A 20826-nucleotide genomic window follows, 5' to 3' on the forward strand; every position below is an offset into this window, starting at 1 on the left:
CCCTCGTCCGTCTTGCGCCTGCACGTACCAGTCCCCGCTCCCCTGACCTGCCTGCTGCAGGCGACACCTGCGGCGCGGTCTCCCCGGAATCCGGATCCGGACCTGCGTCGCCCGACGACCACTCACCGTAGTCGCCAGCGCATCATGTGCGGTGGGCAGTTGACAAACTCATACGAGGAGCGTCCCGCTCTGGTATGAGGCTTCGCACGACAGACCGATAAGCCCTTCGATCATCCGTACAGGAAAGACAACAGTTCGATCCGACCTGCTCAGAAGCGGTCACAGGAAAACGGCGAGGGCCGGGGAGCCCGTCGCTCCCCGGCCCTCGCCGTGCACCGGCCGACCCTCCCGCGATCAGCTCGCCGAGAGGGTCTCGGGGTCCTCGGTGGCCTCGGCCGCACCCTTCGTTTCGTCACTCACCGTATCTTCCCGGGCCACGGCTGCCGTGCCGGTTCCGCTCCTGCCCGCCGTCCCGGCGGGGGCCTGCGGGGAGGGCCAGCCGCCCTCCGGGGCCAGTGCCACCTCGCGCCACCACGGCTCGGACGGCACGGTCGCGGACGTCGGCTCGAACGGCTCCCCGGGACGGGGCAGGGCGATGCGGGCACCCGTCGCGCGGGCGGCCGCGAGGGTGCCCTCGCCGGGCTCCGCCCACGGGTGCGGCGCCAGGTTGAAGGTGGCCCAGTGGATCGGGAGCATCAGGCCGCGCTCCGGCCCGCCCTGGAGGTCGAGATGGGCCCGCATGCCCTCTTCGGGCGTCATGTGGATGTCGGGCCAGAAGGCGGAGTACGCACCGATCTGGATCATCGTGGCGTCGAACGGGCCGTGTTCGGCGCCGATGTCCTCGAAGCCCTCGAAGTACCCGGTGTCGCCGCTGTGGTAGACGCGGTGCTCCCCTCCGGCGACGACCCAGGAGGCCCACAGGGTGTGCTGGGTGTTGCGCAGGCCCCGGCCGCAGAAGTGGCGGGCCGGCGTGGCGGTCAGGGTGAGTCCGCCGATCTCCGTCGCCTCGTGCCAGTCGAGCTCGCGCAGACGGCCGGCGGGGACGCCCCAGTGCTCGAGGTGGGCGCCGACGCCGAGCGGAACGGCGAACAGCGTGTCCGTCCCGGCCAGCGCCTTGATGGTGGGCATGTCCAGGTGGTCGTAGTGGTCGTGCGAGATGACGACGACGTCGACCGGCCCGAGGGCGGCCAGCGGCAGCGGCACCGGGTGCAGCCGCTTGGGCCCGGCGAAGGGGAACGGTGAGCAGCGCTCGCCCCACACCGGGTCGAACAGCACGCGCCGTCCGGCTATCTCCGCGAGCACGCTGGAGTGCCCCAGCCACGTCAGCCGCAGTCCGCTCGCCGGGGGCCCGGCCAGGTCGGCGAGCGTGGTGGCGTGGACCGGCACCGCGCCCCGCGGGGTGCGGCGGGGCCGGGCCTCCCGGTCGAAGTAGACCTTCGCGAAGTCCCGCGTCGAGCCCGAGGGGCGGGTCCGGGCGGTGCCTCCGGGGTTCTGGAAGACCCCGTCCTTGAAATGGGGCGAGCTGCGGATACGCGCCATGCGCGCACCGCCGGGGTCCACGCCGAAGGCCGCGGGCCGCAACGCGCGGAGCCCGGCACTCGTAGGACGGAAACCGGCCACGCTACCTCCAGGTGGAATCGGTCAGGCATCCCATTATGGTCGGCCCCTCCGGCGTCCCCGGGCCCCCGGGCCACGGCGGGCGCCCCGGGGACCTCGGCGATCCGCCCGGCCCGGTGAAAGACCCGGTGGGCCGGGGGCCGGCGGCTGTGGAGCGAGGGCCGGGCGGCGGCGCTGCGCGAACCGGCGCTGCGGGAGGTCGCGCGGGACCTGGGCAGGCAGTGGAGGGCTGTGATCACCGGGGATCGCGGGGAGGGTGGCCGCGGGCGGGTCCCGCTGCCCGGACCCCGCGGACGCGTCCTCGCCGTGTAAGCGAAACCTCGGGTCAGGTCCTCCGCTGCCCGGGCCCGCGGGCGCGGCCCTGCGTCTGACGGCCCCGCTGGACGGGCTCGCCGTGCGGCCGAGGTCGTACGCGGGTGCGGGGCCGCGGGCTCGGGCCCGGGCGCGGTGCCGCGGACCCGGGCACGGTGCTGCGGACACGGGCACGAGCGCGGGCGCAGGCGCGAGCGCGAGCGCGGGCGGACGAGGCGCTCGCTCGCGGACCGGGTCCGGAGCGGGAGGAGGAGTCGACGGCACCGCGGCGGCGACCTGCGCCTGCGGGAGGGCCCCGGCGCCCGGCCGCGGGCCGCGCCGGGCGTCCTGCGGCGCGGCCCGCGGCCGAGGGCGTCTCAGGCCACCGCGGCGATCCGCATCTTGATGTCGTCCGGCGACAGCGCCCCCTTGGCCGTCACGTGGTCCCCCGAGGACTCCCCGCGCAGCCGGCGTCCGATCCACGGCACCAGGTACTCCCGCGCCCACTGGACGTCGTCCCGGCGGATCTCGAAGGCGCCGCGCACCGGCAGCGGCGGCCAGGGCTGCTCCGGGTCGGCCGGGACCTCCAGGCCGAGCACCTGCCCGGCGCGCAGCGCCACGCGCGTGTGCCCCTCGGGCGACAGGTGCAGCCGGTCGGTGTCCCAGGCCCGGCGGTCCTGGATGCTCCTGAGGGACCACAGGTCGAGCACCGGGCAGCCGTACCGGTCGGCGATGGCCCGCACGTGCCCGTTGTACGTGGCGATCTTGCCGCGCAGGTGCTTGAGCACGGGCACGCCACGGGTGTCGAATCCGGTGGTCACCATGACGGTGCCGGCCGTCGCGGCGAGCGCGGCCACCGCCCGTTCGAAGCGCTCGGCCACCTCGTCCGGGTCGGTGCCCGGGCGGAGGATGTCGTTGCCCCCCGCGCAGAACGAGACCAGGTCCGGGGCGAGTTCGACGGCTCTGGGAACCTGCTCCTGAACGATCTGGTCGAGCAGCCTGCCGCGCACGGCGAGGTTCGTGTACCGGAAGTCGCCTTCGGGCCTGCGGTCCGCGAGCAGCACCGCGAACCGGTCGGCCCAGCCGACGAACGCCCCGTCGGGGCCGGGGTCGCCGACGCCCTCGGTGAAGCTGTCCCCCACCGCCACGTACGACCCGATCACTGATCTGCTGTCACTCTTCGAATCGTCTGCCACAGCAGCACATGATTCACCGTGGAATGTGACCTACGCGACCGTAGGCAGGGATTGACGCGCGGTGAGATAAGCCACGCCCAAAGTCTTCCCCAAGCCGGGAATACGGCGGCCCGGCGGCGCCGGTGCGGCGACCGCGCCCGGACGTCACGGACACGGGGGCGGCTCCGCACGGTCCGGCGGGCGAAGTGCCCCCGCGCGTAAGGCTCGGGGCCGTGGCGCGGGAGCCGGCTCCGTGGCCGGGCCGCCGTTTCCCGCCGGCGCCCCGGTGCGCCGAAGGCCGGGCCCCGGGATCGGGGTCCGGCCTTCGGCGGCGTGCCGGGCGGGTGGCCGCGGGGGTCAGCCGAGGGAGACGCCGTGCGAGCGGAGGTAGGCGACCGGGTCCACGTCCGAGCCGTAGTCGGGCGTGGTGCGGATCTCGAAGTGCAGGTGCGGTCCGGTCGAGTTGCCGGTCGAGCCGGAGAGGCCGACCTGCTGTCCGGCGGTGACGGTCTGGCCGGCCGAGACGGACAGCGAGGACAGGTGGGCGTACTGCGCGTAGTAGCCGTCGTCGAGCTTGATGACGACCTGGTTGCCGTACGCGCCGGCCCAGCCCGCGGAGACGACCGTGCCCGCGGCGACGGCCTTCAGGGGGGTGCCGGTCGGGACGGAGAAGTCGACGCCGGTGTGGTAGCCGCTGGACCACATGCTGCCGGCCACCTTGTAGCCGGTGCCGACGCCGCCGGACACCGGCGCGGTGTAGCCGCCGGCCGCGTCGGCGGTCCCGGCGCTCCGGCTCACGGCCGCGGCCTGCGCGGCGGCGGACGGCGCGGCGGACGGCTTCTGCGCCTTCTGGGACGACGGCTTCGCGGACGGCTTCTGCGCCGGCTTCCCGGACGAAGGCTTCGCCGCGGCCGAGGAGTTGGCGGAGGAGGACGGCTCGGCCGTACCCGCCGCCGCCTTCTCGCCGATCGACAGCTTCAGGCCGGGGTGGATCAGCGACGGGTCGTCGCCGACGGCCTCGCGGTTGTCCGCGTAGAGCTTCTTCCAGCCGCCGTCGACGTCCTGCTCGTCGGCGATCTTTGCCAGGTAGTCACCGGCCTTCACGATGTACGTGCGCACGTCCGCGTCGTTCTTCCCGGCGGTCTTCTCCCCGGTCACCGGAACGGACTGGACGGCCTTCTCCGGCGCCGACTGCGGGGTGGCGGCGTGGGCGTCGACGGCCCCCAGCAGCGGGAGGGCGAGTACGGCGCCACCGGTTCCGGCGACGGCGATGGACCGGGTGAAGCTCTGGGTCTTCGAACGGCGGTGCTTACCCTTTGCGGGCATGACGAATTCCTCTCCGGCGCCTGCGAGGTGAGCTGTCGGGTGCGAGCTGGAGATGCCCGGCCGCGCCGAGGCGCGGCTTAACCCCAAGCCGTTCCGGGAACCGGAACAGGCGTCGTACCTGTGGGTCCCCCGCTCCTGCCGTACACGGGTCAGTGGGTGCGGGCTCCGGGCGGCGGCAGGATTAGGCGTCCGTCCGGATCGGTGGCGAACGTAAGCGAACAGGACGCGCAGGGACAAGTTTGCGATTGCCCGCGCCTGCGTTTCCGGTGATTTCCGCGGACATTCCACGGTGACCCTGCGTGGATTCCGGATCATTCACCGTCCGCAAATCCCCAAGAAAAACACCTTGATTACGTGAGCATGACGGCAACGCATCGTCACGAATATGAGCCTGCTCACGCACTCGGCCCCATCTCCCCTATTTCCGGGGCACGTTATATCGAAGTTCTCTATTCGGACAGATCGGCCACTTGCCGCGAACCGCTGCGGGAACGCCCGGTCACCGGCGCCGCAGCCGCACCACGGCGGCGTCGAGGTCCCCGCGCAGCCCGGTCCGCAGACCGTGGTGCACCAGGACCGCACCCCGGTGGATTTCTCCCGTTTCGCGGCATTCGTACGACGCCGTCGGGTCGAGGCCGCGCAGCCTGAGCGCCGCGGCGGGCTCCCCGTGGCGCTGCGCCTGGAGCCAGGCGAGGACGACGGTCTCGTCGCCGAGGACGTACTGCACAGCGCTCAGCCCACCCGTCGGGGGGCGCAGCCGGTACAGGTCGCCGCGCTGCACCACGGGCCGGATCTCCTTGTAGAGCTCCACCCACTCGCGCGCCTCGGCGAGCTCTTCCTCGGTCCACCGGGTCAGGTCGCCGCCGAGGCCGAGCACCCCGGCCATGGCGCTGACGAACCGGAACCGCAGGGAGCTGGACCGGTGGTTGAGCATCGCGTTCGGGCTGTCGGTGACCCAGGCCGCCATGACCCGCGCCGGGTGGATCTGGCTGAAGCCGTGCTGGATGGCGAGCCGGTCGAGCGGGTCGGTGTTGTCCGAGGTCCACACCTGGTCCGTACGGCTCAGCACGCCGAGGTCGATCCGGCCGCCGCCGCCCGAGCAGGATTCGAAGGCGACGCCCGGGTGGGCCGCCCGCAACCGGTCCAGCAGGGCGTACAGGGCGCGGACGTGGTCCACCCACAGCCGCTGCGGATAGGGGTCGCCGGGCCAGCCGGCGTCGGTGAAGCAGCGGTTGAAGTCCCACTTGACGTAGTCGACCGGGACGCCGGACAGCAGCCCGTCGAGCCGCTCCCACAGGTACTCCCGGACGTCCTCGCGGGCCAGGTTGAGCACCAGCTGGTTGCGGAACTCCGTGCGCACCCGTCCCGGCTGGAACTGCACCCAGTCCGGGTGCGCCCGGTACAGGTCGCTGTCCGGGTTGACCATCTCCGGCTCGACCCAGATGCCGAACTGCATGCCGAGGGCGTGCACGTGGTCGGCGAGGGGCCTCAGACCGCCGGGGAAGCGGTCCGGGTCGGGCCACCAGTCGCCGAGCCCGGCCCGGTCGCCGGTGCGCGCCCCGAACCAGCCGTCGTCGACCACGAACAGCTCCACGCCCGTCGCGGCGGCCCGCTCGGCGAGCTCGCGCTGCTGCCGCTCGCAGATGTCGAAACCGGTCGCCTCCCAGGAGTTGAACAGCACGGGCCGGTCCCGGTCCGCGTCCGGGACGACGTACGCCCGCTGGTAGGCGTGCCAGGCCCGGCTGGCGCCGCCGAAGCCGCCGTCGCTCCACAGCCCCGCGAAGACCGGGGTGGTGTACGACTCCCCCTCCCCCAGCATCAGCAGGCCGGAGTCGTCGTGTCCGGCGCCGCCGGTGATCTGCACGCGGGCGTCCGGGAGTTGGGCCACGGCGATGCGCCAGGAGCCGGACCAGCCCAGGGCGCAGCCGTAGACCTCGCCGTGTTCCTCGGCCGCGTCCGTGTCGAGCGCGACCCAGGGCAGGTGCTGGTGCCCGGTGTGGCCGCGGCGGCTGCCGACGGCCTTCTCGCCGTAGGTGAGGTCCGAGCGCACCAGCCGGGACTCGGCGCCCCAGCGGCCGTGCAGCTGGGACAGCCGCCAGCCGTCGCGGTCGGGCAGGGTCCAGGTGGCGGAGTCGGCGCGCAGCACCTCGACGGCCGGGCCCTCGTTCGCCAGGGTCACCCAGCGCTCGACGACGTCCGTGGAGGGGCGCATCCGGTAGTGCAGCGTGACGGTCAGCCCGCCGTCGCGGAAGCGGAGCCGCAGCGCGCCGTCCCCGGCCGTCTCGTGCCCCTCGTACGCCCACTGCGTGCCGCGCCGCTCGGCGGTGCGCACCGACAGGGCGGGCCGGACGAACCGCGGGCCGCCCTCGACGGGGTACTCCTCGCGCCCGTCGAGCGGGGACTCGAAGGGCCACTCGTCCGGCAGCGGGCGGACGGCGAGGGCCTGCGCGTCGGCGAGCGCGATCCTCGGGCCCCAGTGCAGGTGCACCAGCTCGTCGCGGCCGGTGAGGTGGACGGCGTAGCTGCTGGCCGGCCCCGACAGGAGCCAGGTACGACCGTCCCGCGAGATCTCCGGCATCAGGCCCCCACAGATGCGAACAGGTGCGAACAGGTGCGATCGGACACCAACATCATCAGGGGTCCGGAGGCCGACGGGCAACGCCTGCGGACGACCCGGTCGGCCCGGCGGCCATGCCGTATCGTCGAGTGGTGCCCGTCGACGAGCCGCGCCGGCGGGGCGAGTGGGAGGGAGCCCCCGTGACGCAGCAGGTCCCGTCGACCGAACCCGAGCTGGCCGGAGTGCGCAACTTCCGCGACGTGGGCGGACTGCCGACCGTGGACGGCCGGCGGGTGCGGCACGGGGTGCTGTTCCGCAGCGGGCACCTGGCGCACGCCACCGAGCAGGACGCCGCCTTCCTCTCCTCGCTGGGCCTGCACACGATCTTCGACTTCCGCAACGCCGCCGACCAGAAGCTGGAGGGGCCGGACGTCGCGCTGCCGGGCGTGCGCAATGTGAACCTGCCGCTGTCCGACCCCGCCGACGGCGCGGAGTTCTGGAGGATGGTGCGCGACGGCGACATCGACCAGCTGCGCGAGATCCTCGCGGACGGCAAGGGCGCCAGCCGGATGATCGCCTCCTACCGCACGATCATCCGGGAGCGCACCGCCGAGCACTCCCAGGTGCTGCACGCGCTCGCCGGGGGCAGCGTCCCCGCCCTGATGCACTGCGCGGCGGGCAAGGACCGCGCGGGCTTGTCCGTCGCGGTGACGCTGCTGGCCCTGGGCGTCGAGCGCGAGGCCGTCCTCGACGACTACCTGAAGTCCAACGCCAAGCACCGCCGCTACAAGGTGCGCCGCAGCAGCAGCTCGGCCTCGGCCTACTCCCCCGAGGTCATGGAGCTGCTGAGCCCCCTGTTCGACGCGCGCGCCGAGTACCTGACGGCGGCCTTCGAGACCATCGAGGAGACCTGGGGCGGCGTCGACGCCTACCTGGAGAAGGGGCTGGGGATCACGCCGCGGACCCGGGACCGGCTGCGCGAGCGCCTGCTGGACTGAGGGCGGCGGCCCGCAGGAGCCGCCGCCCGGGCCGGGCGGACAGGAGCTACTTCGCGCCCACCTCGAACAGCAGGTAGACGAAGGCCGCGAAGACGTGCCCCACCGCGATGTAGACGATCAGCCGCACCCACAGGGCGCGAGGGAACTTCTCCTCCATGTCGCTCATGGCGCGTCTCCAGGGGTGCGGCCCAGGCACAGGGCGGCCGTGGGGCTCTGCAGCAGGGTGTGGACGAACAGGAGCTCGACCCCGTCGGGGTCCTGAGCGGCGATGCGGTGCGGGGTCAGCGAGTCGAAGTGCGCGCTGTCGCCCGGGGCGAGCCGGTGCGTGGCGTCCCCGAGCCGCAGCCGCAGCCGCCCCTTGAGCACGTGGAGCCACTCCTCGCCGGGGTGCACGCGCACGATGTCGCCCTGGGAGCCGTACGGGACCTGGACCCGCAGGGCCTGCATCCCGCGCCCGGACGCGCCGGCCGGCCAGTACGTCCAGCCGCCCGCCGCGGTGGGTTCCATGTCGGCGGCGCGTATCACGGAGTCCCGGTCGGCGACCGTCTCGCCGAGCAGTTCCGAGACGGTCGTACCGTAGATACGGGCGAGCGCGAGCAGCATCGGCAGCGAGGGCTGGCGCTGTCCGGTCTCCAGCCGGGAGAGGTGGGCGGGCGACAGCCCGGCGGCGCGGGCCGCGGCCTCCAGCGTGAGGGAGGCCCGGCGGCGCAGGGCGCGCAGCTGCGGCGCGACGGCGGGCAGCGCGCCGGCCGGACCGGCCGACGACGGGCCGGGCTCGGCGACGGGCCCGGACTCGGAGGAGCTCATGCCTCCATTCAGCCGGACTCTTGCCTCTGCGGCAAATTTCTTGCCTCAGAGGCAAAAGCATTCCGCGGCCGCCGTCAGCGGCCGGCCAGCGCCTGCTTCACCAGCGTCCTGCCGAAGTCCCACACCAGCCCGCCGTCGTGGGCGTCGTCCATCACGGCGGTGAAGGCCTCCACGAACCGGTCCACCTCCCGCTCACCGATGATCAGCGGCGGGATCAGCTTGATCACCTCCATGTGGTCGCCGGAGACCTGGGTGAGGATCCGGTGCCGCTGCAGCAGCGGGACGACCACCATCTGCGCGAAGAGTCCCCTGCGGGCGGCCTGCAGCACGCTCCAGCGGCCGCGGAGCTTCAGCGACCGGGGACGGCCGAACTCGATGCCGATCATCAGGCCCCGGCCCCGGACGTCCGCGAGCAGCTCGTACTTCTCGGTCAGCGCGGCGAGCCGGGACTTCAGCAGCTCGCCGGTGGCACGGGCGTTCGCCGCGATCCGCTCGTTCTCCATCACCGACAGCACCGCGAGGCCGGCCGCCATGGCCTGCGCGTTGGAGCCGAAGCTGGCCGAGTGCACGAGCACCCGGTCCATCGACGAGTAGACCTTCTTGAAGATCCAGTCCCGGCCGAGCGTGGCGCCCACCGGGACGTAGCCGCCGGAGAGCGCCTTGGCCACGCACACCAGGTCCGGCTCGACGCCGTCCTCGTGCTGGTAAGCGTAGAAGTCGCCGGTCCGGCCGAGCCCCGTCTGCACCTCGTCGGCGATGAGCAGCGCCTTGTGCCTGCGCAGCAGCTCCTGGGCGGCGCGCAGATAGCCGGGCGGGGCCTCGTGCACGCCCTTGCCCTGGACCGGCTCGACGATCAGGGCGGCCACGTCGCCCTTCCTCAGCTCCCGCGCCAGGGCGTCGAGGTCGCCGAGGGGGACGGCCGTGTCGGGCAGCAGCGGGGCGAAGCCGTCCCGGAAGGCGTCCTCCCCGTTGACCGACAACGAGCCGGTGGTCAGGCCGTGGAAGGCGTGCGCGCAGTACAGGATCCTGGGTCTGCCGGTCGCGTACCGGGCGAACTTCAGCGCGCCCTCGACGGCCTCCGTGCCGCTGTTGCCGAAGAACACCCGGTCCAGGTGCGGGCTGTGCGCGAGCAGCTTCTCGGCCAGCAGGCCGGGCAGCGGCGGGCAGTCGAACCGGGTGAGGTCGGCGAGGGAGGCGTCGAGGACGTCGTGCAGCGCCTTGCGCACGACGGGGTGGTGGCGGCCGAGCCCCATCACCCCGAACCCGGCGAGCATGTCCAGGTAGTCGTTGCCGTCCGCGTCGAAGAAGTAGGCGCCTTCGGCCCGCTCGTAGACCTTGTCGAAGCCGATGGTGTGCAGCATGCGCGGGAGCTGGTGGTTGAGGTGGCGGGCGTGGAGGTCGTAGCGTTCGCCGCCACGCTCGGCCAGCAGCTTGCCGAGGTCGAACTCCCCTGCCCCGGCTGCCGGTTCGGCGGTGGTCATGGCTGGTTCTCCTTGAACGGCTCTTCCTTGACGGCCAGGCTCGCGCTGATCCGTCCGGCGACCTCGACGGGTGTCAGGCCGATGTCGGCGAGCACCTCGGCCCGCTTGGCGTGCGCGAGGAACTGCTCCGGGACGCCGAACCTCCGCACGGGCACGTCGACGCCGGCGTCGCCCAGCGCCAGGGCCACCGCCGAGCCGACCCCGGCCGCACGGCTGTTGTCCTCCACGACCGCGACCAGGCGGTGCCCGGCGGCGAGGGGCGCGAGCGCGGGATCGACGGGCTTGACCCAGCGGGGGTCGACGACGGTGCAGCCGATGCCCCGGGCCCGGAGCAGCTCGGCGGCCTGCAGGCACACCGGGGCCATGACTCCGACGGCGACCAGGAGCACCTGCGGCCGGGCGGCCCGGTGCAGCACGTCCAGTCCGCCCACCCGGTCCACCGCCGGGATCGACGGGCCGACGGACTCCTTCGGGAAGCGCACGACGGTCGGCGCGTCGTCGACGGCGACCGCCTCGCGCAGCTGGGCGCGCAGCCGGTCGGCGTCGCGCGGCGCCGCGATCCTCAGGCCGGGCACGGCCTGGAGCACGGACAGGTCCCACACGCCGTTGTGGGATGCCCCGTCGACGCCCGTGACGCCCGCCCGGTCCAGGACGAAGGTCACCCCGCAGCGGTGCAGGGCCACGTCCATCAGGAGCTGGTCGAAGGCGCGGTTGAGGAAGGTGGCGTAGACGGCGACGACCGGGTGCAGCCCGCCCGTGGCCAGGCCCGCCGCGGACACGGCCGCGTGCTGCTCGGCGATGCCCACGTCCCACACCCGGTCCGGGAACCGCTCGGCGAACCTGCCCAGGCCCACCGGATGCAGCATGGCGGCGGTTATCGCCACCACGTCCTCGCGCTCCTCGCCGATCCTCACCAGCTCGTCGCCGAACACGGAGGTCCAGGAGGGGCCGCCCGCGGGGGCGAGCGGCGCGCAGGTCAGCGGGTCCATCACGCCGACGGCGTGGAAGCGGTCCTCCTCGTGGGCGAGGGCGGGCCCGTATCCGCGGCCCTTCTCCGTGAGGCAGTGGACCAGCACGGGTCCGTGGAAGCGTTTCGCGCGCCGCAGCGCGGACTCCACCGCCCCGGTGTCGTGCCCGTCGACCGGGCCGACGTACTTCAGCCCCAGGTCCTCGAACAGGCCCTGCGGGGCGAACGCGTCCTTGAAGCCCTTCTTCGCGCCGTGCAGCGCCTCGTAGAGGGTGTTGCCGATGAGCGGCGTGCGCTGCAGCGCGGCCTTGCCCCAGGCCAGCGCCCGCTCGTAGCCGTCCGTCGTGCGCAGTGTCGCGAGGTGGTCGGCGAGGCCGCCGATGGTGGGGGCGTAGGAGCGTTCGTTGTCGTTGACGACGATGATCAGCGGCCGGTCCCTGGCGGCCGCGATGTTGTTCAGCGCCTCCCAGGCCATGCCGCCGGTGAGCGCGCCGTCGCCGACCACCGCGACGACGTGCCCCCCGTCCCCCCGCACCCGGCGGGCCTTGGCGAGACCGTCGGCCCAGCCCAGCGCGGTGGAGGCGTGGCTGTTCTCGATGACGTCGTGCTCGGACTCCTCGCGCGAGGGATAGCCGGACAGCCCGCCCTTGCCGCGCAGCTTGGAGAAGTCCTGGCGGCCCGTCAGCAGCTTGTGCACGTAGCTCTGGTGGCCGGTGTCCCACAGGATGCGGTCGACCGGCGACTCGAAGACGCGGTGCAGGGCGATCGTGAGCTCCACCACGCCCAGGTTGGGCCCGAGGTGGCCTCCGGTCCTGGCGACCGCGTGCACCAGGAACTCCCTGATCTCACCGGCCAGTTCGCCGAGTTCCGCCTCGGACAGCGCCTTCAGGTCGCGCGGTCCGCGGATGGTCTCCAGAATCGTCACGTCGGGCCCCCTCTCGGTCCGTTCACCCCACACCCCGCGACCGCGGCGCGCAAGGGCACCTCCGTGCCCTCCGGCCCGGCGGCGGCCTCCCCGGCCGGCCGGGCCGGCGCCCCGGGGACGCCCGGGGAGACGGCGGTCACGGCACTACCCCTTGCTTCCCGCGACGGTCTCGCGCATGGCGCGCAGGGACTCCTTCAGGGACCCCATGGTGGCCAGGACGGCGGTGGGCTCGTAGCCGCAGTGCGCCATGCAGTTGGCGCAGCGCGGGTCCTTGCCCCGGCCGTACGCGTCCCAGTCGGTCTCCTCGATCAACTCCCGGTACGTGGGCACGTACCCGTCGCTCATCAGGTAGCAGGGGCGCTGCCAGCCGAAGAGCGAGTAGTTCGGGATCGCCCACGCGGTGCACGGGAAGTCGACCCTGCCCTCCAGGAAGTCCAGGAACAGCGGGGAGTGGTTCAGCCGCCAGCGGCGGCGGTTGCCGCCCGCGAAGGCCTTCCTGAACAGCTCGCGGGTCTGCTCCACGCCCAGGAAGTGCTCCTGGTCGGGGGCCTTCTCGTAGGCGTAGGCGGGCGAGATCATCATCTCGTCGACCTTCAGGTCGTCGTTGAGGTAGTTCAGCACCTCGATGACGGTCTGCGGGGTGTCGGTGTTGAAGAAGGTGGAGTTGGTGGTGACCCGGAAGCCCCGCCGCTTGGCCTCCTTGACGGCCGCCACCGCCTCGTCGAAGACGCCCTCCTTGGCCACCGACTCGTCGTGCCGCTCGCGCAGCCCGTCGATGTGCACGGCGAAGGCGAAGTAGGGGGACGGCGTGAACCTGTCCATCTTCTTGCGCAGCAGCACGGCGTTGGTGCACAGGAAGACGTACTTCTTCCTGGCCACCAGCTGGCGCACGATCTCGTCGATCTGCGGGTGCATCAAGGGCTCGCCGCCCGCGATGGACACCATCGGTGCCCCGGACTCCAGCACCGCGCCGACGGCCTGCGCGACCGGCATGCGCTGTTTGAGCACCCCGGCCGGGTGCTGGATCTTGCCGCAGCCCTCGCACTTGAGGTTGCAGGCGAAGAGCGGTTCCAGTTCGACGATGAGCGGAAACTTCTCCCGCCCGCGGAGCTTTTGTTCGGCCAAGTATGTAGCGACCTTGATGGACTGGCGCAGCGGCATGGCCATCTGGCTCACCTCCTGGGGAGCAGCGAAGAACGGTGCCATTCGAAAAAAGCGGGCAGGATGGAACGAAGAACGCGGAAAGCCGATATTCCACCGCGCACCGTGCCGATCCGGACGAGCTCATGTTCCGGAGCGTCCACGACCACCCGGACGGCCGCAACCGGACGCGCGCCCGTGCGCACGGCGCTCAGGAGCGTGGCCGCCGACTCCATGTCGACCGCGATCGCCCCGGTCGCCCGCAGGCCGGACCGCTCCTGACCCCGCACGACGTGGTCGGATCCGGTGAGCGGCCCGGTGTGGACGGTGCGCCCGGGCACGGCCCGCCCCAGCTCCTCGACGAGCAGACCGGTCCCCACGCACCGGACGGCACCGCGCGGGTCCCGGGTCTCCTCGGCGACGACGAGGTCGCCGGGGTGCATGCCGGGCGCGAGCCCCGCGCAGAAGCCGGTGGCCAGCACGGCGGCGTCCCGCAGGGCCGGATCGGCCAGCACCCGCGCGACGGAGCGCCCGGCCGCCGCCGGTCCCATGCCCGTGCGCAGCACGGTGACCGGCCCGTCGGCGCCGGCGCGGCCGCCCGTGCGCAGGGCGAGCTGCTCGATGCCGAGCGCGCAGGCGATCAGCAGCGGGGCCCGGGCGGGCTGGGTGCCCATTCAGCTCCCCTTGGCCCCGGCGAGGGACTGCCGGGCGGGCGGCCGGTTCGCGAAGGGCTCGCCGTGCACGTACCGGCCGAGGGCGGTGAGCGGGAAGACCTGCCGGTAGAGGTGGTAGTTGATGGAGAAGTCCCAGGGGAAGCCGGTGCCGGTGAAGTAGGGCTCGTCCCAGGAGCCGTCCTCGCGCTGGGTGGCCGCGAGCCAGGCGACGCCGCGTTCGACGGCCCTGGAGTCCCGCTCCCCCGCGGCCAGCAGGGCCATCAGCGCCCAGGCCGTCTGCGAGGCGGTGGAGGCGCCCCGGCCGCTCCACCCCTTCACGTCCTGGTAGGAGCGCAGGTCCTCCCCCCAGCCGCCGTCGTCGTTCTGGACCTTCTCCAGCCAGGCCACGGCCCGCCGGATCGCCGGGTGCCAGGCGGGGATCCCGGCCGCGGCCAGGGCGGGGACGACGGACCCCGTGCCGTAGACGTAGTTGACGCCCCAGCGCCCGAACCACGAGCCGTCGGGCTCCTGTTCGGCCAGCAGCCACTCGATGCCGCGCCGGGTGCGCGGGTCGTGGGCGAGGCCCTCCACGGCGAGCATCTCGACGACGTGCGCGGTGACGTCGGCGGAGGGCGGGTCGATCACCTCGCCGAAGTCGCAGAACGGCAGCCGGTTGGGGAACGGGCTGGTGTTGTCGACGTCGAAGGCGCCCCACGCCCCGTTCCTCGACTGCATGCCGAGGTTCCAGCGCACCCCGCGCGCGATGGCCTTCTCCACCCGCTCCGGGTCGTGGTGCTTGACCCGGCGCAGCGCGAGGACCACCTCGGCGGTGTCGTCGATGTCGGGGTAGTTGTCGTTGTGGAACTCGAACGCCCAGCCGCCCGGCGTGAGGTGGGGGCGCCGCACCGACCAGTCGCCCGGCCGCACGACCTGCTCGCCCAGCATCCAGTCCGCGGCCTTGACGAGCTGCGGATGGTCCGCGGGCAGTCCCGCGTCGGCGAGCGCGATGGTCGCGAGGCAGGTGTCCCACACCGGTGACTGGCAGGCCTCGATCATCCGGGCCCCGTCCTCGCGCCACACCGCGAACCGGTCGAGGGACTCCAGCCCCGCCCGCATCACGGGGTGCTTCAGGTCGTAGCCCAGCAGGTGCAGGGCGATGATCGAGTACACGGCGGGCGGCTGGATGCCACCCCAGCAGCCGTCGTTCTCCTGCCGCTCGATGATCCAGCGGGCGGCGGTGTTCATGGCGGCCCTGCGCAGCCGGCGGGGCGCGATCCTGCGGTAGGCGTGCAGTAACCGGTCCACGCGCTGGAAGGCGCCGTCCCAGCTGGCCACGCGGGCAAGGGTCCTGGCCGGGACGGGAGCGGCGGGGTCGGTGTGCAGCTCGTCGAGCGGGAAGGGCGCGGGGCGCACCGGCCGCTTCGCGGAGACGATCGTCAGCGGGACGATGGTCTGGCGGGCCCAGCAGCCGAAGTCGTAGATGTTGAGGGGCATCCAGCCGGGCAGGTAGATCAGCTCGGGCGGGAGTTCGGGCAGGTCCTCCCACTTCCACCAGCCGAACAGGGCGAGCCAGATCCGGGTGAAGACGCGGGAGGCGGCGATGCCGCCCTGCTCGCGGACCCAGGCGGAGGCCCTGGCCATGTGCGGGGCGTCGGGCGCGTCGCCGGCCAGGCGGAGGGCGACGTACGCCTCGACGGTGGTGGAGAGTTCGCCGGGTCCTCCGTGGAACGTGGCCCAGGTGCCGTCCTCGCGCTGCTCGCCGCGGATGAAGAGTGCGGCGGCCTCGGTGGTCCTCTCGTCGCGGATGCCCAGGAACTGACGGAGCAGCAGGTCCTCGGCGTCCATCGTGACGTTGGTCTCGAGATCGCCCTTCCACCAGCCCTGCGGGTCCTGCCGGGCGAGCAGGAAGTCGGTGGCACGCCGCACGGCGTGTGCGGCCGCGTCGGGTACCCCGGCCGCGCCGGGAACATCGGTGTCGGTGTCGCTGGCCGCGGCAGCGCGGGGCGGCGGTGCGGCCCCGGTGCTTCCGTCGGTCGTCGCTGTCATGGCTTCCCCTTCGTGCAGTCCTGCAAGGCGTGCATCTGCTGTGGGTCCGCCGTCGGCCGGTGTCCGTGTCCCCGCAACACCGGCCGGCGACTACGCGAGGGCTATTCGACCGATAACGATCATCTCTTTTCGCGCGCTGGTGATCATCTCTTCCGTACGACGACGAAGTCGGCGAGCGCCGCGAACCTCGCCCGCACCGGGTCGGGCATGTCGACGGCGTCGAGGGCCTCCAGGGCGAGGACGTGCTGACGGCGTGCCTCCTCGGCCGTCCACTCGCGGCCGCCCGCCTCCTCGATGAGGGCGGCACGGGCCGCGAACTCCTCCTCGGAGAAGGCCGCGAAGTCGCTGCTCTTGGCGTCGGCGGCGAGGATCTCGCCGAGCCGCTCGGAGGCGGATCCGCCCGCCGCGAGTGCGGCCACCACCGGCAGCGACTTCTTGCGCTGGCGCAGGTCGCTCCAGGTCTGCTTGCCGGTGGACTCCGGATCGCCCCAGATGCCGAGGAGGTCGTCGATCGCCTGGAAGGCCAGGCCGAGGTGGTAGCCGTACTTCTCCAGCAGGTCGGCGGCGCGGTCGTCCGCGCCGCCGAGCACCGCGCCGATGGAGCTGGCGCAGGCCAGCAGGGCGCCGGTCTTGTTGCCCTCCATCTCCAGGCACTCCTCGACGCTGACGCGGTCGCGGTGCTCGTAGGAGATGTCCTGCGCCTGCCCGTCGATCAGGGCGCGGGTGGCGGTGGTCAGACGGCGGGTGGCGCGGCCGGCCTCGACGGTGCCGAGTTCCAGCAGCACCTCGTTGGCCAGGGCGAACAGGGCGTCGCCGACCAGGATGGCCTGGGCGGGGCCGTGCACCTTCCACACCGTGTCGCGGTGGCGGCGCTGCTCGTCGCCGTCCATCAGGTCGTCGTGCAGGAGGGAAAAGTTGTGGACCAGTTCCACGGCGACGGCGCCCGGGACGCCGGCCTCGGGCGGGGCCCCGGTGACTTCGGCGGACAGTACGGCGAGGGCGGGGCGTACGGCCTTGCCGCCGTCGCCGTCCGCGGGCCTGCCCTGGGCGTCGATCCATCCGAAGTGGTAGGCGGCGACCGTGTCCATGGGAGGGGCCAGGCGGTCGACGGCCGCCCGCAGTACCGGTGCGGCCAGGGTCCGGCCACGCTCCAGGAGCGCGGTCACGTCCACCGCGGTCTCTCGAGCGGCCTTCGAGGCCGGGGGCACAGTGGGCACAGTCTCTCCTCTTGTTGCGGTACCGGGGGTGCGGGGGCCGCCCGCCGTGCTGCGCCGGCCGGGCATCAGGCCGCCTCCTCGAACTCGAAGAGGCGGCGGGGGCGGGGCCGGCCCAGGGCGCTCAGCGCGGCGTCCGCCGCGCCGACTCCACTGCGGACCGCACTCTCCATGGTCGCGGGCCACCCTGTGGCGGTCCACGCTCCGGCCAGGTAGAGGCCGGGTGCCTTGGTGCGCGCGCCGGGCCTGAGGCGCCCGACGCCGGGGGCGGGAGCGAAGGTCGCGGTGCGCTCCCTGGTCACGAAGAAGTCCTTCACCGCGGCGCCGCGCGTCAGGGGCAGCAGCCGCTCCAGCTCGGGCAGGTAGCGCTCGCGCAGCACGGACACGGGCGCGTCGATCTCCTCCCGCGCGGCCGACTGGGACAGCGCGAGGTACTGCCCTCGGCGGAGCCCGGACGCCTCGGTGCGGTCGAACACCCATTGCACGGGGGTGCCCAGGGCCGCGAGGAAGGGCGCGGCGAGCACCTTGCGGTCGTAGACGACGTGGACGTTGAGGATGGGCACGGTGCCGATCTCCAGCAGCCGCTCGGGCGCGTCGAGCGCCCCGGCGGGCAGCAGGGCGTGCGCCTCGCGCTGCGGTACGGCGAGCACCACCGCGTCCGCCCGGAGCCTCTCGCCGGGAACCCGCACGCTCCACCGTCCGTCCCCCTCGGCGCGGACGGAGGTGACGCGGGTGCGGACCTCGGTGCGCACGCCCGCGGAGTCGAGCGCCTTGCGGGCCAGCCGGTCGTGCAGGTCGCCCAGCGGGACGCGCGCCCAGCCGATGTCGGCCGCGCCCGGGCCGGACAGCAGACCGGTCTTGAACACCATCGCGGCCAGCCCCAGGGAGGCGTCGCCCGCGACCGCGTTGAGGGTGGCCACCCCGACCAGGTCCCACAGCGCCTCGACGGCCCGGGCCGACTGGCCGTGCGCGGCCAGCCAGCTGCCGAAGTCCTGGGTGTCCAGGGCCGGATCGGCCGGGTCGAGCCTCTTGAGCGCGAGCGCGGCACGCCCCGCCCTCGCCCGCTCGGCCGGCGACAGGTGCGGATACGTGGCGAGGCTGCGTCCCAGGTGCAGGGGGACGGGCAGCGCGTCGCGCCGCAGCCTGCCGAGCCGCCTTCCCTCGGGTCGCGCGAGGTCCAGGACGGGCACGTCGAGACGGTCCTGCAGCGGTGCCAGTGCCGTCCCTCCGATGCGGTCGAGGAACCAGCGGTAGGCGGTGCAGCAGCGCAGGTACACGTGCTGTCCGTTGTCGACGGTCAGGTCGCCGCGCCGGAAGGAGAAGGCGAGCCCGCCCAGGCGCGGCCGGCCCTCGAGCAGGGTGACGCGCACACCGGCGTCGGCGAGCGCGAGCGCGGCGGTGACGCCGGCGAGCCCGCCGCCCACCACGACGGCGTGCCTGCCGCCCGGCCCGGTGCCGTCCGCGGCCGGCCCCCCGGACCGCGTGCCGTGGGTCATCACGCTCCCTCCCCTGCGCGGCCGCCCCGCTGCTCGAACGGTGCGCGAACGGCCGTCTTGGTCAGGGACGCCGTCCCGGACCGGAGGGTTGCCCGCCGGTTCCCGCCGGTGTCACCGCCCCGGACCGGCCGGACCGACCACCCCATCAGGCGCGCCTCCTGACGGCCCGTCGCGACACGTGCCGCGCGTCCAGACCCGACAGGCCCCGCACGGCGACGTACGCCTTCTCGCGCCCGGGCAGCGAGACCCGGCCGCGCAGCACGGCCTGCGGGTCGCGCTCGATGCGGTCCAGCAGGCGGCGGTAGATGCCGGCCATGGCGGCGACGCAGGCGCCGCTGCGCCGGTCGAGCATGGGGAGCAGCCGGTAGCCCTCGGCGAAGAGGGCGCGGGCCCGGCGCACCTCGAAGTGCACGAGGCCCGCGAAGTCGGAGCCCTCCGGTGGGGTCGGCCCGTCGAACCCGGCCGAGCAGCCGAACTTGGCCAGGTCGTCGGCGGGCAGGTAGGTACGGCCGTCCTCGGCGTCCTCGCGGACGTCCCTGAGGATGTTGGTGAGCTGCAGCGCGAGCCCGAGCGTGTCGGCGTACTCCGGCGCGCGCTCGGCGCCGCGCGCCCCGGGGGCCGTGCCGAACACGCCGAGCGAGAGCCGCCCGATGGCGCCGGCCACGCAGCGGCAGTAGACCTTCAGGTCGTCCCAGGTCTCGTAGGTCTGGCCGCGGACGTCCATCAGGACGCCGTCGATGAGCTCGTCCAGACCGCCCAGCGGGATCGGGAAGTGCGCGGCGGCGTGGGCGAGGGCGACCGCGACCGGGTCGGTGTCGTCCTCACCGACCCCGCCCTCGCGGATCCGGGCGAGCAGCCCCCGGGTCTCCTCGAGCCGGGCGGCCTTGACGTCGTCGTGCAGCGCCCCGTCGCCGATGTCGTCGACGCGCCGCGAGAACGCGTACAGCGCGGACATCGCGCGCCGCTTGGGCGCCGGCAGCAGCCGGATGCCGTAGGCGAAGTTACGGGCCTGCTGTCCGGTGACGGCCTCGCAGTAGCGGTAGGCGGCGAGTACCGGTGCGGACGTGGGCGGCGGTGCGGGCTCCACGCTCCGGATCACCCCTCTCCTCGCAGAGTCACGCCCACCTCACGCAGCAGCTGGACCTTGCCGGGCTTGGGCGGGCCGGAAAGTACGTCGTACTCGGCGGCCGCGATCGCGCGGACGGCCGCCCGTCCCCCCGCCACGAACCCTGCGAGCAGCAGCTTCAACCTGCCGTGGACGCTACCCACGAGGGGGGTGCCTTCATTCAGCAGATCGCGGGCGCGTTGCGCCTCGTACGCGATCAGCGCGCGCAGCGACGCGCCGGCGGTCCGCGCGGCGAGATCCGCTTGGCGGACGTGGAAGCGTTTCATGTCCTCGGCGGGCAGATAGACGCGGTCGCGCCCGAGGTCCTCGGCGACGTCCTGGAGGTGCTCGACGATCTGCAGGGCCGTGCAGACGGCGTCGGAGCGCCGGATCCGCTCCGGGGTGGAGGTGCCGGTGACGGCGAGGACGAGACGGCCGACGGGGTTGGCGGACAGCTCGCAGTAGGCGAGCAGGTCGTCGTAGGTCTCGTACCGCTTGACCAGCTGGTCCTGGCGGTTGGCGGCGATCAGGGCGAGGAAGGGCCCAGGGGTGAGCGAGCGGCGGCGGACGGTCCGCTGAAGGCGGCGCAGCAGCGGATGGCGCGGGGTCGCGTCGAACACCCTGCGCAGGTCGGCCTCGAAGGCGTCCAGCAGCACCAGCCGGTCCCCGGCCCCCTCGGGACCGACGCCGAGCAGGCGCGCGTCGGCGCCGCCGGGGGCCAGGTCGCCGTCGCCGATGTCGTCGACGAGACGGGCGAAGCCGTAGACGGCCATGAGGTCCTCGCGCCAGGCCCGGGGCAGGAAGAAGGGGGCCACGGGGAAGTTCTCGCCCGCGGCCTTGCCGAGCGTGCGGTGCTCGGGATCGACGGCGTGTGCCGTGCCGGTTCGCGTCATCGCGGACTGCCCGGGGCGGGGACGGCACATGCTGCGCGGAGCAGGGGAGTTTCCGTAGCCATTGCCGTCACATCTCCCGTTCTACACTGCCGACCCAATATAGATCATTTCGGACACGCCGCCCAGCCGTCCACG

17 protein-coding genes and 1 riboswitch are annotated in these 20826 nt (G+C 73.4%); of the genes, 1 reads left to right on the forward strand and 16 read right to left on the reverse strand.

Annotated elements, in window-relative coordinates:
• Positions 1 to 354: 354 nt before the first annotated feature.
• The 4 genes from AB0L29_RS14215 to AB0L29_RS14230 form a co-directional block, all read right to left on the reverse strand.
• Entirely contained in the window at positions 355 to 1620 is a 1266-nt protein-coding gene (locus AB0L29_RS14215) for an MBL fold metallo-hydrolase (protein WP_365826793.1), read from the reverse strand.
• 665 nt (positions 1621 to 2285) lie between these two features.
• Entirely contained in the window at positions 2286 to 3071 is a 786-nt protein-coding gene (locus AB0L29_RS14220; RefSeq protein ID WP_365827030.1) for an SGNH/GDSL hydrolase family protein, read from the reverse strand.
• Positions 3072 to 3440: 369 nt separating this feature from the next.
• Positions 3441 to 4409, reverse strand: a complete 969-nt coding sequence (locus AB0L29_RS14225; RefSeq protein ID WP_365826795.1) for a LysM peptidoglycan-binding domain-containing M23 family metallopeptidase — start codon at positions 4407 to 4409, stop codon at positions 3441 to 3443.
• A 4-nt stretch (positions 4410 to 4413) separates the two neighbouring features.
• Positions 4414 to 4574, reverse strand: a riboswitch (cyclic di-AMP (ydaO/yuaA leader).
• 334 nt (positions 4575 to 4908) lie between these two features.
• A complete protein-coding gene (locus tag AB0L29_RS14230) occupies positions 4909 to 6987 on the reverse strand; it encodes an alpha-galactosidase (RefSeq protein WP_365826797.1) in 2079 nt (692 codons plus the stop codon).
• 179 nt (positions 6988 to 7166) lie between these two features.
• Between AB0L29_RS14230 and AB0L29_RS14235 the strand changes: the two genes are divergently transcribed.
• Entirely contained in the window at positions 7167 to 7964 is a 798-nt protein-coding gene (locus tag AB0L29_RS14235) for a tyrosine-protein phosphatase (RefSeq protein WP_365826799.1), read from the forward strand.
• Between the two features lie 46 nt (positions 7965 to 8010).
• On the opposite strand, the gene AB0L29_RS14240 is transcribed toward AB0L29_RS14235, so the two are convergent.
• From AB0L29_RS14240 to hpnC, 12 genes are all read right to left on the reverse strand, one after another.
• Complete coding sequence (locus tag AB0L29_RS14240) at positions 8011 to 8130, reverse strand: DUF6126 family protein (protein WP_365826801.1); 120 nt, start codon at positions 8128 to 8130, stop codon at positions 8011 to 8013.
• Positions 8127 to 8771: an XRE family transcriptional regulator gene (locus AB0L29_RS14245; protein ID WP_365826803.1), complete on the reverse strand. Its 645-nt coding sequence runs from the start codon at positions 8769 to 8771 to the stop codon at positions 8127 to 8129. The genes AB0L29_RS14240 and AB0L29_RS14245 overlap by 4 nt, the downstream gene beginning before the upstream one ends.
• A gap of 74 nt (positions 8772 to 8845) precedes the next feature.
• Positions 8846 to 10252, reverse strand: coding sequence for an aspartate aminotransferase family protein (locus tag AB0L29_RS14250; RefSeq protein WP_365826805.1), 1407 nt, complete (start codon positions 10250 to 10252; stop codon positions 8846 to 8848).
• A complete protein-coding gene (dxs, locus tag AB0L29_RS14255) occupies positions 10249 to 12144 on the reverse strand; it encodes a 1-deoxy-D-xylulose-5-phosphate synthase (protein WP_365826807.1) in 1896 nt (631 codons plus the stop codon). The genes AB0L29_RS14250 and dxs overlap by 4 nt, the downstream gene beginning before the upstream one ends.
• 144 nt (positions 12145 to 12288) lie before the next feature.
• Positions 12289 to 13311 carry an adenosyl-hopene transferase HpnH gene (hpnH, locus tag AB0L29_RS14260; RefSeq protein WP_365827032.1) on the reverse strand — a complete coding sequence of 341 codons (1023 nt, stop codon included), beginning with the start codon at positions 13309 to 13311 and terminating at the stop codon, positions 12289 to 12291.
• Positions 13312 to 13316: 5 nt separating this feature from the next.
• The gene (locus tag AB0L29_RS14265) at positions 13317 to 13958 is read right to left on the reverse strand and encodes a 1-hydroxy-2-methyl-2-butenyl 4-diphosphate reductase (RefSeq protein WP_365826809.1); all 642 of its coding nucleotides are present in this window, start codon (positions 13956 to 13958) and stop codon (positions 13317 to 13319) included.
• Positions 13959 to 15983, reverse strand: coding sequence for a squalene--hopene cyclase (gene shc / locus AB0L29_RS14270; RefSeq protein ID WP_365826811.1), 2025 nt, complete (start codon positions 15981 to 15983; stop codon positions 13959 to 13961).
• A 143-nt stretch (positions 15984 to 16126) separates the two neighbouring features.
• Positions 16127 to 17191: a polyprenyl synthetase family protein gene (locus AB0L29_RS14275; protein ID WP_365827034.1), complete on the reverse strand. Its 1065-nt coding sequence runs from the start codon at positions 17189 to 17191 to the stop codon at positions 16127 to 16129.
• 74 nt (positions 17192 to 17265) lie between these two features.
• Positions 17266 to 18693, reverse strand: a complete 1428-nt coding sequence (gene hpnE, locus AB0L29_RS14280; protein ID WP_365826813.1) for a hydroxysqualene dehydroxylase HpnE — start codon at positions 18691 to 18693, stop codon at positions 17266 to 17268.
• Positions 18693 to 18839 carry a DUF6380 family protein gene (locus AB0L29_RS14285; RefSeq protein ID WP_365826815.1) on the reverse strand — a complete coding sequence of 49 codons (147 nt, stop codon included), beginning with the start codon at positions 18837 to 18839 and terminating at the stop codon, positions 18693 to 18695. Before AB0L29_RS14285 ends, hpnE begins: the two co-directional genes overlap by 1 nt.
• On the reverse strand, positions 18839 to 19792 hold the full coding sequence (hpnD, locus tag AB0L29_RS14290) for a presqualene diphosphate synthase HpnD (RefSeq protein ID WP_365826817.1): 954 nt from the start codon (positions 19790 to 19792) through the stop codon (positions 18839 to 18841). The genes AB0L29_RS14285 and hpnD overlap by 1 nt, the downstream gene beginning before the upstream one ends.
• Positions 19789 to 20691, reverse strand: coding sequence for a squalene synthase HpnC (gene hpnC, locus AB0L29_RS14295; RefSeq protein WP_365826819.1), 903 nt, complete (start codon positions 20689 to 20691; stop codon positions 19789 to 19791). The genes hpnD and hpnC overlap by 4 nt, the downstream gene beginning before the upstream one ends.
• Positions 20692 to 20826 lie beyond the last annotated feature (135 nt).

The sequence above is a fragment of the Streptomyces sp. NPDC052701 genome (assembly GCF_040678355.1).
Classification (GTDB): Bacteria; Actinomycetota; Actinomycetes; order Streptomycetales; family Streptomycetaceae; genus Streptomyces.

What these genes read in the sequence shown, in the direction of transcription:
- AB0L29_RS14225 (WP_365826795.1), bottom strand. Translation starts at nt 4,409, where the DNA reads ATGCCCGCAAAGGGTAAGCACCGCCGTTCGAAGACCCAGAGCTTCACC.
- AB0L29_RS14230 (WP_365826797.1), bottom strand. Translation starts at nt 6,987, where the DNA reads ATGCCGGAGATCTCGCGGGACGGTCGTACCTGGCTCCTGTCGGGGCCG.
- AB0L29_RS14240 (WP_365826801.1), bottom strand. Translation starts at nt 8,130, where the DNA reads ATGAGCGACATGGAGGAGAAGTTCCCTCGCGCCCTGTGGGTGCGGCTG.
- AB0L29_RS14245 (WP_365826803.1), bottom strand. Translation starts at nt 8,771, where the DNA reads ATGAGCTCCTCCGAGTCCGGGCCCGTCGCCGAGCCCGGCCCGTCGTCG.
- AB0L29_RS14250 (WP_365826805.1), bottom strand. Translation starts at nt 10,252, where the DNA reads ATGACCACCGCCGAACCGGCAGCCGGGGCAGGGGAGTTCGACCTCGGC.
- hpnH (WP_365827032.1), bottom strand. Translation starts at nt 13,311, where the DNA reads ATGGCCATGCCGCTGCGCCAGTCCATCAAGGTCGCTACATACTTGGCC.
- AB0L29_RS14265 (WP_365826809.1), bottom strand. Translation starts at nt 13,958, where the DNA reads ATGGGCACCCAGCCCGCCCGGGCCCCGCTGCTGATCGCCTGCGCGCTC.
- shc (WP_365826811.1), bottom strand. Translation starts at nt 15,983, where the DNA reads ATGACAGCGACGACCGACGGAAGCACCGGGGCCGCACCGCCGCCCCGC.
- hpnE (WP_365826813.1), bottom strand. Translation starts at nt 18,693, where the DNA reads ATGACCCACGGCACGCGGTCCGGGGGGCCGGCCGCGGACGGCACCGGG.
- AB0L29_RS14285 (WP_365826815.1), bottom strand. Translation starts at nt 18,839, where the DNA reads ATGGGGTGGTCGGTCCGGCCGGTCCGGGGCGGTGACACCGGCGGGAAC.
- hpnC (WP_365826819.1), bottom strand. Translation starts at nt 20,691, where the DNA reads ATGACGCGAACCGGCACGGCACACGCCGTCGATCCCGAGCACCGCACG.